The 14,656-nt window shown below is 66.7% G+C and carries 13 protein-coding genes; all 13 read right to left on the bottom strand.

Annotated features, from left to right (window positions below):
- Positions 1–30 precede the first annotated feature (30 nt).
- Positions 31–1,428: a DUF2252 domain-containing protein gene (locus tag AC57B8_RS25295; RefSeq protein ID WP_496481093.1), complete on the bottom strand. Its 1,398-nt coding sequence runs from the start codon at positions 1,426–1,428 to the stop codon at positions 31–33.
- Positions 1,418–1,720 (bottom strand): Dabb family protein, encoded by a 303-nt coding sequence (locus tag AC57B8_RS25290; RefSeq protein WP_062471343.1) that lies wholly within the window; start codon positions 1,718–1,720, stop codon positions 1,418–1,420. The genes AC57B8_RS25295 and AC57B8_RS25290 overlap by 11 nt, the downstream gene beginning before the upstream one ends.
- A 21-nt stretch (positions 1,721–1,741) precedes the next feature.
- The gene (locus AC57B8_RS25285; RefSeq protein WP_492726796.1) at positions 1,742–1,981 is read right to left on the bottom strand and encodes a hypothetical protein; all 240 of its coding nucleotides are present in this window, start codon (positions 1,979–1,981) and stop codon (positions 1,742–1,744) included.
- 2 nt (positions 1,982–1,983) lie between these two features.
- The gene (locus AC57B8_RS25280; protein WP_496481092.1) at positions 1,984–3,837 is read right to left on the bottom strand and encodes an acyl-CoA dehydrogenase; all 1,854 of its coding nucleotides are present in this window, start codon (positions 3,835–3,837) and stop codon (positions 1,984–1,986) included.
- Between the two features lie 18 nt (positions 3,838–3,855).
- Entirely contained in the window at positions 3,856–4,347 is a 492-nt protein-coding gene (locus tag AC57B8_RS25275; protein ID WP_496481091.1) for a PaaI family thioesterase, read from the bottom strand.
- Positions 4,348–4,349: 2 nt separating this feature from the next.
- Complete coding sequence (locus AC57B8_RS25270) at positions 4,350–5,525, bottom strand: acetyl-CoA C-acyltransferase (protein ID WP_062471327.1); 1,176 nt, start codon at positions 5,523–5,525, stop codon at positions 4,350–4,352.
- A gap of 49 nt (positions 5,526–5,574) precedes the next feature.
- Positions 5,575–7,053: a M20 family peptidase gene (locus AC57B8_RS25265; protein WP_496481090.1), complete on the bottom strand. Its 1,479-nt coding sequence runs from the start codon at positions 7,051–7,053 to the stop codon at positions 5,575–5,577.
- A 29-nt stretch (positions 7,054–7,082) separates the two neighbouring features.
- On the bottom strand, positions 7,083–9,185 hold the full coding sequence (locus AC57B8_RS25260) for a 3-hydroxyacyl-CoA dehydrogenase NAD-binding domain-containing protein (protein ID WP_496481089.1): 2,103 nt from the start codon (positions 9,183–9,185) through the stop codon (positions 7,083–7,085).
- Between the two features lie 237 nt (positions 9,186–9,422).
- Positions 9,423–10,118, bottom strand: coding sequence for an ABC transporter ATP-binding protein (locus AC57B8_RS25255; RefSeq protein ID WP_062471318.1), 696 nt, complete (start codon positions 10,116–10,118; stop codon positions 9,423–9,425).
- Position 10,119: 1 nt separating this feature from the next.
- Positions 10,120–10,896, bottom strand: coding sequence for an ABC transporter ATP-binding protein (locus AC57B8_RS25250; RefSeq protein WP_062471315.1), 777 nt, complete (start codon positions 10,894–10,896; stop codon positions 10,120–10,122).
- Positions 10,897–12,222 (bottom strand): branched-chain amino acid ABC transporter permease, encoded by a 1,326-nt coding sequence (locus AC57B8_RS25245; protein WP_496481088.1) that lies wholly within the window; start codon positions 12,220–12,222, stop codon positions 10,897–10,899. It abuts the gene before it with no gap.
- Positions 12,223–12,226: 4 nt separating this feature from the next.
- Positions 12,227–13,180, bottom strand: a complete 954-nt coding sequence (locus AC57B8_RS25240) for a branched-chain amino acid ABC transporter permease (protein WP_062471309.1) — start codon at positions 13,178–13,180, stop codon at positions 12,227–12,229.
- Between the two features lie 83 nt (positions 13,181–13,263).
- A complete protein-coding gene (locus AC57B8_RS25235) occupies positions 13,264–14,505 on the bottom strand; it encodes a branched-chain amino acid ABC transporter substrate-binding protein (protein WP_062471306.1) in 1,242 nt (413 codons plus the stop codon).
- Positions 14,506–14,656 lie beyond the last annotated feature (151 nt).

Genomic DNA, 14,656 nt, shown 5'->3' with positions numbered 1-14,656 from the left:
GTTGGCGGTGAAGGCGGTGGCTTCGGGCCGTCAGGACGCGGTGTCGTCGGCCTCGACGGCGGCGGCCTTGCCGGCGGCCACGGCTTTTTTCAGTCGGCGCCAGTCGGCCTGGTTCACGTCGGCATAGCCTTCGGCGAAATCGGCGAGCGCCGTGTTGAAGCTCCTGGAGCGCCCCAGGTAGCCGTCGATGGCCCAGGCGTCGCCGCCCTTGGCATGCGCGCGGGCCAGGCTGTAGCCGCAGGCTTCGGCGAACTCGAGCAGGTCGACCGGCTTGAAGTCCTCGAGCTTGTAGGAGGCCTTCATGTCGCGCAGCTGCCGCACGTAGAAGCCGCGCCCGCCCGGTCCCTGGGCCCAGCCCAGGAAGACATCGCTGGCGGCCTGTGCCAGCCGCTGGCCCTGCACCACGCGCTGGCCCGGCGACGCCGTGTCCGGTGCCACGCCCAGCGGGGCTTCGAGCACCGACTCGCCGGCCTCCTTGCACTGCAGGAACAGCGGGTGCGCGCGGTCGGCCACGAACAGCAGCAGGAAGCAGCGCCGGCCGACCGAGCCGACGCCGGGCGTGAGCACCGCGACGTCATGCAGCTCGTAGCGGTCGAACAGCCGCTGGCGCTCGGGCGGCAGGCTGGCGCGGTACTGCGCCAGGAAGGCCGGCAGCCCGGCGCGGAAGCGCTTGATTTCCCGCGCCGTCGCGCGGGCGTCGTGGTACACGAAAGGCGGCTGGTCGCGGATCATGAGGCGGCCGTCGACCGTCTCGGTCGCGCTGTCGGCGAACACGCGCGAGGTGCTGCGGCGCGCCTTCTTGATGACCGCGAGCTCGGTCGCGTCTTCGGCGCCGAGCTTCAGCAGGGTTTGCGACGTGAGCCGCGCGTACCAGGCCTCCAGCGTGTCCATGCGCGCGAAGGCCCGCATGCGGTCGCGGTAGGCCTCGGCCAGCTGCTGCACGGCCTCGCGCCCGATGCGCGGCTTGAAACCCCGGTCGCGCGCGGCCACCACGAAGGAGGTGGCCAGCCGGCGCACGTCCCAGTCGAAGGGCCCTTGCAGGGTTTCGTCGAAATCGTTGATGTCGAAGACCAGCGCGCGCTCGGGGCTGGCAAAGAAGCCGAAGTTCGCGAGGTGCGCATCGCCGCACAGCTGCGTCGCGATGCCGCTGTGCGGCAGCCTGGCGAGGTCGTTCGCCATCAGGCTGGCGGCGCCGCGGTAGAACGTGAAGGGGCTGACCAGCATGCGGCCGTGGCGCACCGGCACCAGCTCGGGCACGCGGCCGCGGTTGGAGGCCTTCAGCCACCCGAGCGGATCGCGGTCGGCGGCGTCGGGCCGGGGCACCTGCGCCCACTGGCCGAGCGCACAGCGCTGGCGCTGCGCACGGCCGAACGCCCGCCGCTCGGCCGGTGAGGCCGTGGCGTCGGGCGCGTGGGGTTCAGAGCTCATAGTCCATGCACTGGCGGGCTTCGCGCACGGCGCCGATGAAGGGCTTGAGCGCCACGTGCTGCGGGTGGTCGGCGTAGGCCGCCAGCGCGGCGGCGTCGGTGAATTCCGAGTTGAGGATCAGGTCGTAGGTGGCCTCGAGCCCGGGCTGGGCAATGACCACCTCGAAACGGTGCGTGCCGGGCGAGAGCGTCGCGCAGGCGTCGAGCAGCGCCTTGGCCTTGAGCAGGTTGGTCGCCTTGTCGGCGCCCTCGGCGTGCTCCTTGAACTTCCACATCACGATGTGCTTGAGCATGGTCGGTCCTTGCCTTGTTTCTTACTTGAGCCGCGAACGCACGTAGATGAGCACGACGCCCACCGCGGCGACCACGACGCCGGGCAAGGCCATCGACCAGCCCAGCGCGGGCTCGGTGCGGCCCGTGGCGATGCCCAGGATCACGAGGAACAGGCCGCCGTAGATCAGGATCCAGATCCACTTCTCGAGCCGCGCATGCGGCTTGGGTGGTTTCGGCGGTTGGGCGGCGGGCGGGGGTGAGTTCGGGGCGGCGTTGGCCATTGTCAGAAAGCGTCCTCGGGCAAAGCGGTACAGGTCGGGTCACGGGTTTCGACCACCTGGAGCCAGGCACCGATTTTCGGCAGCTCGTAGTGGAAGAAATAGTCCGTGGCGCCGATCTTGCCAGCTGTTACCGCCCTCGCCTTCTGCGCGTCGATTTCCAGGGCCCGCAGCGCCACGTCGAGCCAGATCCAGGCCAGCACCGTGTGGCCGAAGGCCTGCATGTAGGGCAAGGCGTTGGCCAGCGCGTCGGCCGGGTCGCCGGTGAACCAGGCGGCCTCGGTGGCGCTGCCGATGCGCTGCAGCGCGGCGCCCAGCGCCTTGGCGTGGGGCGCCAACGCGGGCACCTTGGCCGCGCGGCCGATGGTCTCGGTGACGCGGCCGGCCAGCAGTTGCAGGCCGCGGCCCTTTTCCATCAGGACCTTGCGCCCCAGCAGGTCGGCCGCCTGGATGCCGTGCGTGCCCTCGTGGATCATGTTCAGGCGGTTGTCGCGCCAGTACTGCTCCACCGGAAAGTCGCGCGTGTAGCCGTAGCCGCCGTGCACCTGGATCGCCAGCGAATTCGCCTCCAGGCACCACTCGCTGGGCCAGCTCTTGGCGATGGGGGTGAGCACCTCCAGCAGCAGCCGGGCGTCGTCGGCCTGTGCGGCGTCGCCGGTCTTCTGCGTGTCGACCAGGCGCGCGCAGTACAGCTCCAGCGCCAGCGCGCCCTCGCAGTACGCCTTCTGGGCCAGCAGCATGCGGCGCACGTCGGCGTGCTCGATGATGCGCACCTGCGGCGCGGCCGAGTCCTTGGCCACGGCGGCGCCGGCGGCCTCGGGTTTCTTCACCAGCCGGCCCTGCGGGCGGCTCTTGGCGTAGTCGAGCGAGGCGTAGTAGCCGGCCATGCCGAGCATGGTGGCGGCGGTGCCGACGCCGATGCGGGCCTCGTTCATCATGTGGAACATGCAGTGCAGGCCCTTGCCGGGCGCGCCGACCAGGTAGCCCACCGCGCCGGCCTTGCCGCCGACCGGGTACTTGCCTTCGCCGAAGTTCAGCAGCGTGTTGGTGGTGCCGCGCCAGCCGAGTTTGTGGTTCAGGCCGGCCAGCGCCACGTCGTTGCGCTCGCCGGTGAGTTCGCCCTGCGTGTCCACCATTCGCTTGGGCACGATGAACAGCGAAATACCGCGCGTGCCCGGAATGAGCTTGCCGTTCTCGTCGGGGATCTTGGCCAGCACGATGTGCACGATGTTCTCGGTCAGCTCGTGGTCGCCCGCCGAGATCCACATCTTGTTGCCCGTGAGCCGATAGCGCGGGCCCAGCGGGTCGTCTTGAAAGTCGGCGCCGTCGGGCACGGCGCGCGTGGCCACGTCGCTCAGCGACGAGCCGGCCTGGGGCTCCGACAGGCACATGGTGCCGGCCCAGCGGCCCGAAAATTCGTTCCTGGCGAATACCTCTTTCTGCATCTCGGTGCCGTGCACCATGAGCAGGTTGGCGTTGCCGCTGGTGAGCATGTTCGAGCCGATGCTCACCGAGGCCATCGCGAAGAAGCTGTTGGCCGCCGCCTGCACCGTGTAGGGCAGCTGCATGCCGCCGATGTCGTAGTCCTGTGCGGCGCTCAGCATGCCGGACTCGACGAAGGCCTTGTGCGCGTCGTGCGTGGCCTGCGGCAGGATGACTTTCTCGCCGTCGAAATGCGGCTCCTGCATGTCGACGGTGCGGTTGAACGGCGCGTACTTTTCGCGCGCGATGCGCTCGCAGGTGTCGAGCACGGCGTCGAAGGTCTCGCGCGAGTGGTCGGCAAAACGCTCGCTCTGGTTGAGCTTCTCGGCGTCGAGCCAGTCGTAGAGCAGAAAGTCGAGGGTGGGACGCAGGCTCATGGTGATGTCTTCTTCAGGCTACGACTTCGCGGGCGACGAAGTCTTCTTCGGGGAATCGGGCAGCTTGGCGATGGTGCCCTGCGCCAGCGCGCAGAGCTTCTCGGTGCCGTCGTCGGCCACCGCCATCACCTCGCAGGTGCACACGGCCTGCGAGCTGCCGGTGTGCACGGCCCGGGCGCGCGCAATCAGCCGCTGGCCGATGGCGGGCCGCACGTAGTTGATCTTGAATTCGGAGGTCACGACCGGCACGCGCAAGGCGCTGCCGCCCGCGAAGGTCAGCGCGTTGTCGGCCATGTAGCTCACGATGCCGCCATGGGCGAAACCGTGCTGCTGCTTCAGCTGCGCGCCGAGCGGCAGCTGGAGCTCTGCATGGCCCGGCGCGAGTGCATGCAACTCGGCGCCGATCAGCACGCTGAAGGGCTGCGCAGCCAGCACGCCGCGGCCATACTCAAGGACAGCCAGGACGGCTTCGGGCGAGACCTCCTCCTGGTCATTGCCCAAGCCGGACATGGTTACAGGACCTCGAACACGCCCGCGGCGCCCATGCCGCCGCCGATGCACATCGTGACCACGACCTTCTTGGCGCCGCGGCGCTTGCCTTCGATGAGCGCGTGGCCCGTGAGGCGCTGGCCGCTCACGCCGTAGGGGTGGCCCACGGCGATGGCGCCGCCGTTGACGTTCAGGCGGTCGCCCGGAATGCCCAGCTTGTCGCGGCAGTAGATGACCTGCACGGCGAAGGCTTCGTTCAGCTCCCACAGGTCGATGTCGTTGACCGTGAGGCCCAGGCGCTTGAGCACCTTGGGAATGGCGAAGACCGGGCCGATGCCCATTTCGTCGGGCTCGCAGCCGGCCACGGCGAAGCCGAGGAAACGGCCCAGGGGCTTCAGGCCCTTCTGCTGGGCGTACTTCTCGTCGACCACCACGCAGGCGCCGCCGCCGTCGGAGAACTGGCTGGCGTTGCCGGCCGAGATCAGGCCGCCGGGCATGGCCGAGCGGATGCCGCTGATGCCTTCCTTGGTGGTGCCGGGACGGATGCCTTCGTCGTTCTCGATCGTGACTTCCTTGGTGCGCAGGCCCATCACGGGGTCGGCCACGCCGGCCAGCACGGTGATGGGGGCGATCTCGTCCTTGAACTTGCCGGCTTCGAGCGCGGCGGTGGCGCGCTGCTGGCTCTGTGCGCCGTACTCGTCCATGGCGTCGCGGCCGATGTTGTAGCGCTTGGCGACCTGCTCGGCGGTCTGCAGCATGTTCCAGTAGATCTCGGGCTTGTGCTTCACGAGCCACGGGTCGGCCAGCATGTGCGTGTTGGCTTCGTTCTGCACGCACGAGATGCTCTCGACGCCGCCGGCCACGTACACGTCGCCCTCGCCCGCGATGATGCGCTGGGCGGCGGTGGCGATGGTCTGCAGGCCCGACGAGCAGAAACGGTTGATGGTCATGCCCGAGGTGGTGACCGGCAGGCCGGCGCGCAGTGCGATCTGGCGCGCGATGTTGGAACCGGTGGCGCCTTCTGGCGTGGCGCAACCCATGATGACGTCGTCGACCGAGGCCGGGTCGATGCCGGCGCGCTGCACCGCGTGTTGCACGGCATGGCCGCCCAGCGTGGCGCCGTGCGTCATGTTGAAGGCACCCTTCCAGCTCTTCGCGAGCGGCGTGCGGGCGGTGGAAACGATGACGGCGCTGGTCATGGTGAGGTCCTTTGAAGATGGAAGGGAAAAGAGGGAAAAGACGAGGTCGTCATTGCGCCGGCGCGGCCGCGTGGGTGTTGCGCAGGAGCTGGTGATAGAAGCCGATCATCTCGCCGTAGTTCGAGATGGCCAGGCGTTCGTTGTTGCCATGGAAGCGCGCCAGGTCCTCGCTCTTCACCCGGAACGGCGAGAAGCGGAAGACGGCATCGCTCACGAGGCTGAAGTGGCGCGAATCGGTGGCGGCGGTCATGAGGCCGGGTGCCACCACGGCATCGGGGAAGCTCTGGCGCACGGCCTGCTGGATCGCGCGGTAGCCGGTGCTGTCGGTGGGCGACACCGGCGAGGGCTCCGAGTTGCCGGGGTACGGCTTGATCTTGATGTCGTCGTCGCCCAGTGCCTTGCGCAGGTGCGCCTCGACGCTGGCCAGCGTGTCGCCGGGCAGCACGCGGAAGTTGACGGCGGCCTCGGCGCGGCCGGGCAACACGTTGTCCTTGTTGCCGGCGCGCACGATGGTCAGCGCGGTGGTCGTGCGCAGCATGGCGTTGCTGCTCGGGCTCTTCTCGAGCTGGCCGCGCACCAGCGGCTCGGTGAGCCACAGGTTCGACAGCATGACGCGGTTGACGCCGCCCATCTCAGGGGCGAGCGCGCCGAACATCTGGCCTGCCACACCCTGGATGCCACCGGGCATCGACGTTCCTTCGAGCCGCGCGAGCGCGGCACTCATGCGGCCGATGGCGCTCTTTTGCGGCGGCATCGACGAGTGGCCGGGCGCGGTATCGAGCGAGAGGAAGAAGGTGCCGTAGCCCTTCTCCGCCAGGCCAATGAGCGCCGCAGGTTTGCTCAGGCCGGGCAGCACGCCGTCGAGCACGAGCAGGCCTTCGTCGAGCACCCAGTCGAGCTTCACGCCGCGCGACTTGAGCAGTTCAGCGATGGGCTGCGCGCCGCGCAGGCCGCTCACCTCTTCGTCGTCGCCCATCACGAGGTAGACCGTCTGCTTCGGCTGGAAGCCGCTGCCGATGAGCAGCTCGATGGCTTCCATCTGCGCAAACAGGTTGCCCTTGTTGTCGAGCGTGCCGCGGCCCCAGACGAAGCCGTCCTTGATCTCGCCCGCGAAGGGATCGACCGACCAGGCCTTTTCGGTGCCGGGCGCGATGGGCACCATGTCCTGGTGCGCCATGAGCGCGATCGGCTTGGCCTGCGCGTCGGTGCCGGTCCAGGTGTAGAGCAGGGCCTTCTGGCCCACCACTTCCTTCTTGAGGGTGGCGTGGACCTTCGGGTACTGCTGCGCCAGGTAGGCGTGCAGCTTGTCGAACTCGGCCAGGTTGGCGGCCGGGTCGTCCAGGCTCGACACCGTGCGGATCGGAATCGCGCCGGCCAGCCGCTTCGCAGCGGCCTGCAGGTCGATCTCGAGCTTCGGTGCGGGGGCCACCGCGAGTTGCTGCGATGGCGTGGTCCAGGTCTTGACCGCCACGGCCGCCACCAGTGCCAGGAGCACCAGCAGCAGCCCGAGGAAGATGCGTTTCAACATGGGCGGTCTTGATCCTGGGTTCAGTCGTCTCAGCTGAAGGACTTGCCTTCGGCCACCAGCTTCTGGATCAGCGGTGCGGGCTGCCAGAACTCGGCGTCGTCGCGCGGGTTCTGCGCAAAGCGCTTCATCGTCTCGGCCACGTTGTACAGGCCGACCTGCGAGGCGTAGTGCATCGGGCCACCGCGGTAGATCGGGAAGCCGTAGCCGGTCAGGTACACCATGTCGATGTCGCCCGACTTGGAGGCAATGCCGTCTTCCAGGATGTGCGCGCCTTCGTTGACGAGGGCGAACACCAGGCGCTGCACGATTTCCGTGTCGGAGATCTTGCGCGGCGTGATGCCCAGTTCCTTGCGGTGGTCCTCGATCATCTTGTTGACGAGCTCCGACGGAATCGCGTCGCGCTTGCCGGCCTGGTAGTCGTACCACCCTGCCCCGGTCTTCTGGCCGAAGCGGCCCAGCTCGCACAGCTTGTCGGCCGTGCGGCTGTACTTCATGTCGGCACGCTCGACGGCGCGGCGCTTGCGGATCGCCCAGCCGATGTCGTTGCCGGCCAGGTCGCCCATGCGGAACGGGCCCATGGCGAAGCCGAACTTCTCGATGGCCTTGTCGACCTGCTGCGGCGTGGCGCCTTCGTCCAGCAGGAAACCGGCCTGGCGGCTGTACTGCTCGATCATGCGGTTGCCGATGAAGCCGTCGCACACGCCCGACACGACGGAGGTCTTCTTGATCTTCTTGCCGATGGCCATCACGGTGGCCAGCACGTCCTTGGACGTGGCCTTGCCGCGCACCACTTCGAGCAGCTTCATCACGTTGGCCGGGCTGAAGAAGTGCATGCCGACCACGTCCTGCGGACGGTCGGTGAACGAGGCGATCTTGTCGACGTCGAGCGTCGAGGTGTTCGAGGCCAGGATGGCGCCCTTCTTGGCGACGCGGTCGAGTTCCTTGAAGACCTTTTCCTTGACGCCGATTTCTTCGAACACGGCTTCGATGATGAGGTCGGCGTCCTTCAGATCGTCGTAGCTCAGCGTGGTGCTCAGAAGCGCCATGCGCTGCTCGTACTTGTCCTGCTTGAGCTTGCCCTTCTTGACCTGGGCTTCGTAGTTCTTCTTGATGGTGGCAATGCCGCGGTCGAGCGCCTCTTGCTTCATCTCGAGGATCTTGACGGGGATGCCCGCGTTCAGGAAGTTCATCGAGATGCCGCCGCCCATGGTGCCGGCGCCGATCACGCCCACGGCCTTGATCTCGCGCTTGGGCGTGTCTTCGGGCACGTCGGGAATCTTGCTCGCGGCGCGCTCGGCCATGAACAGGTGGCGCAGGGCCAGCGATTCGGGCGTGAACATCAGCGCGGTGAAGAGGCGCCGCTCTTCGGCCATGCCGTCGTCGAACTTCATCTTGGTCGCGGCCTGCACGGCGTCGACGCACTTCAGCGGCGCGGGGTAGTTCTTCGACATGCCGCCGACCATGTTCTTGGCGAACTGGAAGTAGGCATCGCCTTGCGGGTGCTTGCACGGCAGGTTGCGCACCAGCGGCAGCTCGCCGCCCTTGGCTGCGACCGATTTGGCGAACTCGACGGCTTCGTCGAACACCGATTCGGCCGAGGCGGCCAGCTTGTCGAACAGCTTCTGGCCCGGCAGGCTGGCGAGCAGTTCGCTCTTCACCGGCTCGCCGCTGACGATCATGTTGAGGGCGGTTTCCACGCCGAGCACGCGCGGCAGGCGCTGCGTGCCACCGGCGCCCGGCAGCAGGCCGAGCTTGACTTCGGGCAGTGCCACGCTGGTGCCGGGAGCGGCCACGCGGTAGTGGCAGCCCAGGGCCAGCTCCAGGCCGCCGCCCATGCACACGGAGTGGATGGCTGCGACGACAGGCTTGGGCGAGGCTTCGAGCGAGAGGATCACGCTCAGCAGGTTGGGCTCTTGCAGCGCCTTGGGCGTGCCGAATTCCTTGATGTCCGCACCGCCCGAGAACGCCTTGCCGGCGCCGGTGATGACGATGGCCTTGACGGCGCTGTCGGCATTGGCCTTGGACAGGCCGTCGGTGATGCCGATGCGTGTCGAGAAGCCGAGACCGTTGACCGGCGGGTTGGTCAGGGTGATCACGGCGACATCGCCGAGCACTTTGTATTCAGCCGTCATGCTGCGTTCCTTGGTGTGTGAAGAAAAAGAAGAAAAAGCACGAGTGTTCTTTTTCGAAGATTCTAGGCGTTTTGCGTGGCCGAACAATGGCACGCAGTCGCTGTCGGGACAAGGGCCTCAAGAGAGAGCCGGACTTTCCAGGAACACCGCGGAACCGGCTTTGCCGGGCCGCAGGTGTTGCCCCCTGCAAGGGGGTTGGCGCGCGCGACACGAAGTGCGCGAAGCCTGGGGGTTTGCTTAAACCTCCAGCCACTCCCTGCGGGTGGTGCCGTCGGCGCGCAGGCTGTCGGGCGTCCCGTCGAACACGATGCTGCCGTGGCCCATGACGAGCGCGCGGTCCGAAATCTGCATCGCGATGGTGAGCTTCTGCTCGATGAGGAGCACCGAGATGCCCTTGTCCTTCAGCGTGCGCAGGTACTGCCCCACCAGCTCGACGATCTTGGGCGCGAGGCCTTCGGTGGGCTCGTCGATGATGATCAGGTCGGGGTCGCCCATGAGCGTGCGGCACAGCGTGAGCATCTGCTGCTCGCCGCCCGAGAGCACGCCGGCCTCGGTGTGCTGGCGCTCCTTCAGGCGCGGGAACATGCCGTACATGTCGTCGAACGACCAGCGGCTGCCCTTGCCCGAGCCCTTCTGCCCCAGCAGCAGGTTCTGGTGCACCGTGAGCTTGGGGAAGATGTCGCGGTTCTCGGGCACGTAGCCGATGCCCATGTGCGCGATCTCGTAGGCCTTGCGGCGCAGGATGTCGCCGCCCTTCCACTGCAGCGTGCCCTCGGCATGCACCAGGCCCATGATGGCCTTGGCGGTGGTCGAGCGGCCCGAGCCGTTGCGACCCAGCAGGGCCACGATCTCGCCCGGGCGAACGTCGAAGGAAACGCCATGCAGCACATGGCTCTTGCCGTAGTAGGCGTGGATGTCGTGAAGCTTCAGCATGTCAGTGTCCCGCCCCTTGCGCGTCGGCAACCGACGAACCCAGATACGCCTCCTGCACGCGTGCATTGGCGCGCACGGCAGCCGGCGTGTCGAAGGCGATGACTTCGCCGTAGACCACCACGGCGATCTTGTCGGCCAGCCCGAAGACCACGCCCATGTCGTGCTCCACCGTCAACAGCGTCTTGCCGACGGTGACGTGCTTGATGAGCGAGATGAAGTGCGAGGTCTCGGTCTTGCTCATGCCGGCCGTGGGCTCGTCCAGCAGGATCACGCCGGCGCCGCCGGCGATGGTCACGCCGATCTCGAGCGCGCGCTGCTCGGCATAGGTGAGGTTCACCGCATGCACGTCGCGCTTGCGCTCCAGGCCGATCTGCTTGATGAGCTCTTCGGTGCGCGCGTTGGCGTCGTCCAGGTTCGAGAGAAAGCGCAGAAAGGTGTACTTGTAGCCCAGGCTCCACAGCACGCCGCAGCGCAGGTTCTCGAAGACGCTGAGCTTCGGGAAGATGTTGGTGATCTGGAAGCTGCGCGACAGCCCCAGGCGGTTGATTTCATAGGGCTTCTTGCCGTCGATGCGCTGCCCGTTGAGCAGCACCTCGCCGCTGGTGGGCGTGAGCCGCCCGCTGATCAGGTTGAACAGCGTCGACTTGCCCGCGCCGTTCGGCCCGATCACGGCGATGCGTTCGCCGGCCTTCACCGCCAGGTCCACGCCGCGGATGATTTCGGTCTTGCCGAAATTCTTGCGCAGCGCCTTCAGTTCCAATGCGTATTGCGCGCTCATTTACGCCGCCTCCCGACGTTTGATTTCTGCTTCGATCTCTTCCTGCGCCTGGCCCCAGACCCGCACGAAGCGGCGCCGTGCCACCTCGAGCAGGCCCAGGCCCACGGCCAGGATCGCGATGGCGCCCAGCCAGCTGGTCACGCCCGCCGTGTTCAGCAGGGTGCCGAAGAACTTCAGCTCGGGGCCCATCGCCGCGTTGAGCTGGATGTGATAGATCATCTCGATCAGCGCGGCAGCGCCGACCACCACCGGCACCAGGGCCACGGCGAGCGCGGCGTACAGGCCCCAGAAGCGGTTGAACTTGCCGAACTTGGCCACGCGCAGGTTCATCATGACCAGGCTGGCGATGCCACCGGGGGCAAACATCACCATGAACACGAACACCAGGCCGAAGTACAGCTGCCAGGCCTTCGACAGTTCGGACAGCAGGATCGAGGCGAACACCAGCAGCACCGCGCCGATGATCGGGCCGAAGAAGAACACCGCGCCGCCCAGGAAGGTGAACAGCAGGTAGCCGCCCGAGCGGATGGCGTTCAGGCTGTCGGCCGCGTTCACGATCTCGAAGTTGATCGAGGCCAGGCCGCCGCCGATGCCGGCGAAGAAGCCCGCGATGATGAACGCGAAGTAGCGCACGCGCTGCGTGTTGTAGCCGATGAACTCCACGCGCTCCGGGTTGTCGCGCACCGCGTTCAACATGCGGCCCAGCGGCGTGCCGGTGAAGGCATACATCAGGGCGGTGCACACGAAGCAGTACGCGGCGATCAGGTAGTACACCTGGATTTGCGGGCCGAAGGTGAAGCCGAAGAAGCTCGGGCCGTACACGCGGTCGGTGGTGATGCCGCCCTCGCCGCCGAAGAAGCTGGGGAACATCAGCGCCATCGAGGCCACGAGCTCGCCGATGCCCATGGTGATCATGGCGAAGGTGGTGCCCGACTTCTTGGTGGTCACGAAGCCCAGCAGGATGGCGAAGAACATCCCCGCCAGCCCGCCGACAAGCGGAATGAGCACCAGCGGAATCGTCGGGCCGCCCTTGGTCGCCATGTTCATCGCGTGGATCGCAATGAACGAACCCAGGCCGGTGTACACGGCATGGCCGAAGCTCAGCATGCCGCCCTGCCCCAGCAGGATGTTGTAGCTCAGGCAGATGATGATCAGGTAGCCCATCTGCGAGAGCATCGTCAGCGCCAGGCTGCTCTTGAACAGCATCGGCGAGATGATCAGCACCAGGGCGAACAGCGCCCAGACCAGGTAGCGCCCGATGTTCCAGGGCTTGAAGCGGTAGTACCGCGTCGGGGTCGTCGGTGAAGTGGTGGTTGCGGTGGTCATGGTGTCAGTCCTCCCGGGTGCCCAGAAGACCCTTCGGGCGGAAGATGAGGATCAGCACGAGGAACAGGTACGGCAGGATCGGTGCGACCTGCGAGATGGTGAGCTTGAGCAGCTCGTAGCCGAAGGTCTGGTCGGTCACGGCCACGCCCAGGGCCTGCAGCGCGGTGGCCAGCGAGTGGTCCAGCGCCACGGCGAAGGTCTGGATGATGCCGATCAGCAGCGACGCCAGGAAGGCGCCGGCCAGCGAGCCCATGCCGCCGACCACCACCACCACGAAGATGATGGTGCCGACCGAGCCGGCCATGGCCGGTTCGGTGACATAGGTGTTGCCGCCGATCACGCCCGCCAGGCCGGCCAGCGCGGCGCCGCCACCGAACACCAGCATGAACACGCGCGGCACGTTGTGGCCCAGCGCCTCGACCATGTCGGGGTGCTTCAGCGCCGCCTGGATCACGAGGCCGATGCGGGTGCGCGTGAGCAGCAGCCACACGGACACCAGCATCAGCATCGCCACCAGCATGATGAACGAGCGCGACTTGGGGAACTGCGTGCCGTACAGCGAGAACAGCGGCCCCTGCAGCGCCTCGGGCAGGCCGTAGGGCACCGTGGAGCGGCCCCAGACCAGTTGGACCAGCTCGAGGATGAGGTACGAAAGACCGAAGGTCACCAGCAGCTCGGGCACGTGGCCGAACTTGTGGACCCGGCGCAGGCTGTAGCGTTCGAAGGCCGCGCCCAATGCACCCACCAGCAGCGGCGAGAGAAAGAGCGCGGGCCAGAAGCCGACGATGCCTGACAGGGTGTAGGCGAAATAGGCGCCCAGCATGTAGAAGCTGGCGTGTGCAAAGTTGAGCACACCCATCATGCTGAAGATCAGCGTAAGGCCAGAGCTCAGCATGAACAACAGCAGGCCGTAGCTGACGCCGTTGAGCAGTGAGATGACGAAGAATTCGACGTTCATCGGTCTTCCGTGTCGGTTGAAAAAGAAAGAGGCCCGAGTGTTGAAGTCGGGCCTCGACCGGTCAGGGGGCGATCAGCAGGCGATCAGGAGGCGCCGCCGGGTCGCTTCATCTGGCACGAGGTGGGCGTGCTCGAGACGTAGGGCTCGTAGTACTTGACCGGTGCCAGCGTGTAGCCGGTGTTCTCCGGGCTGTACGGGCTCTTCGCGTCGGCCTTCTGCCAGCGCGTGATCCACAGGCCCTGCTGCAGCTGGTGGTCGGACTTGCGCATCTCGACGTCGCCGTTGAAGCTCTTGAACTTCATGCCTTCCATGGCGGCGGCCACCTTGACGGGGTCGGTCGACTTCGTGCGCACGAAGGCTTCGGCGAGCATCGCGTACACGGTGTACGGCGAGGTCGTGTACAGGTCTTCGTTGAAGCGCTTCTTGAACTCGTTCATCATCGGCGCGATCGGGCCCGGCGCGTTGTAGTGGCTGTAGCCCACCATGTAGACCTTGCCGTCCGAGGCCGCGCCCATGGCGGTCGGCGTGCCGTTGGTCACGGCGTAGTAGGTGTAGAACTTGACGTTCAGGCCTGCGTCGTTGGCCGACTTGATGAGCAGCGCGAGGTCGGAACCCCAGTTGCCGGTGATGACGGTGTCGGCGCCCGAGGCCTTGATCTTGGCGATGTAGGGCGCGAAGTCGCGCACCTGGGCCAGCGGGTGCAGGTCGTCGCCGACGATCTGCACGTCGGGGCGCTTGGTCTTGAGGTTGTCCTTGGCGTACTTCGCGACCTGCTGGCCGTGCGAGTAGTTCTGGTTGATCAGGTAGACCTTCTTGATGTCGGCCTGGTCCTTCATGAAGGTGGTCAGGGCTTCCATCTTCATGGAGGTGTCGGCGTCGAGGCGGAAGTGCCAGTAGCTGCACTTGCTGTTGGTCAGGTCGGGATCGACGGCCGCGTAGTTGAAGTACACGACTTCCTTGCCCGGGTTGCGGGCGTTGTGCTTCTCGAGCGCGTCCATGATGGCCAACGCCGGGCCGGAGCCGTTGCCCTGCACCACGTAGCGCGCGCCCTGGTCCATGGCCGAGCGCAGCGCGGCGGTGGTTTCCTGGGGGCTGAGCTTGTTGTCGATGCCGATGACCTCGAACTTCACGCCGGCCACGTTCTTCTTGTTGAATTCTTCGGCCAGGAACTGGAAGGTCTTGAGCTGGTTGGTACCGACGGCCGCCATCAGGCCCGACAGCGGGTCCAGCCACGCGATCTTGACGGTCTCACCCTTCTGGGCAAGGGCACCGGTGGCACTTGCCGCGAGCACGGCGGCGGTAGCGATCTTCAGAGCGAACTTCAATCTATATCTCCTGGTCAAACCGATATCAAAAACGCTGCACAAGCGTACAAGTCTTTGCCCCCCCACCCCTCAGGGAATGCCCGTAAGGAAGGGGCTGCAAAGGCACGTATCTATCGCGCAGGCGACAGTGCATTTCCTTCTTTTGCTACCC

The sequence above is a fragment of the Variovorax sp. BGA-UO-ETr-C22 genome, assembly GCF_059567965.1.
The sequence above is the reverse complement of the archived record's forward strand: the minus strand, read 5'-3'. Positions and strand labels throughout refer to the sequence as shown.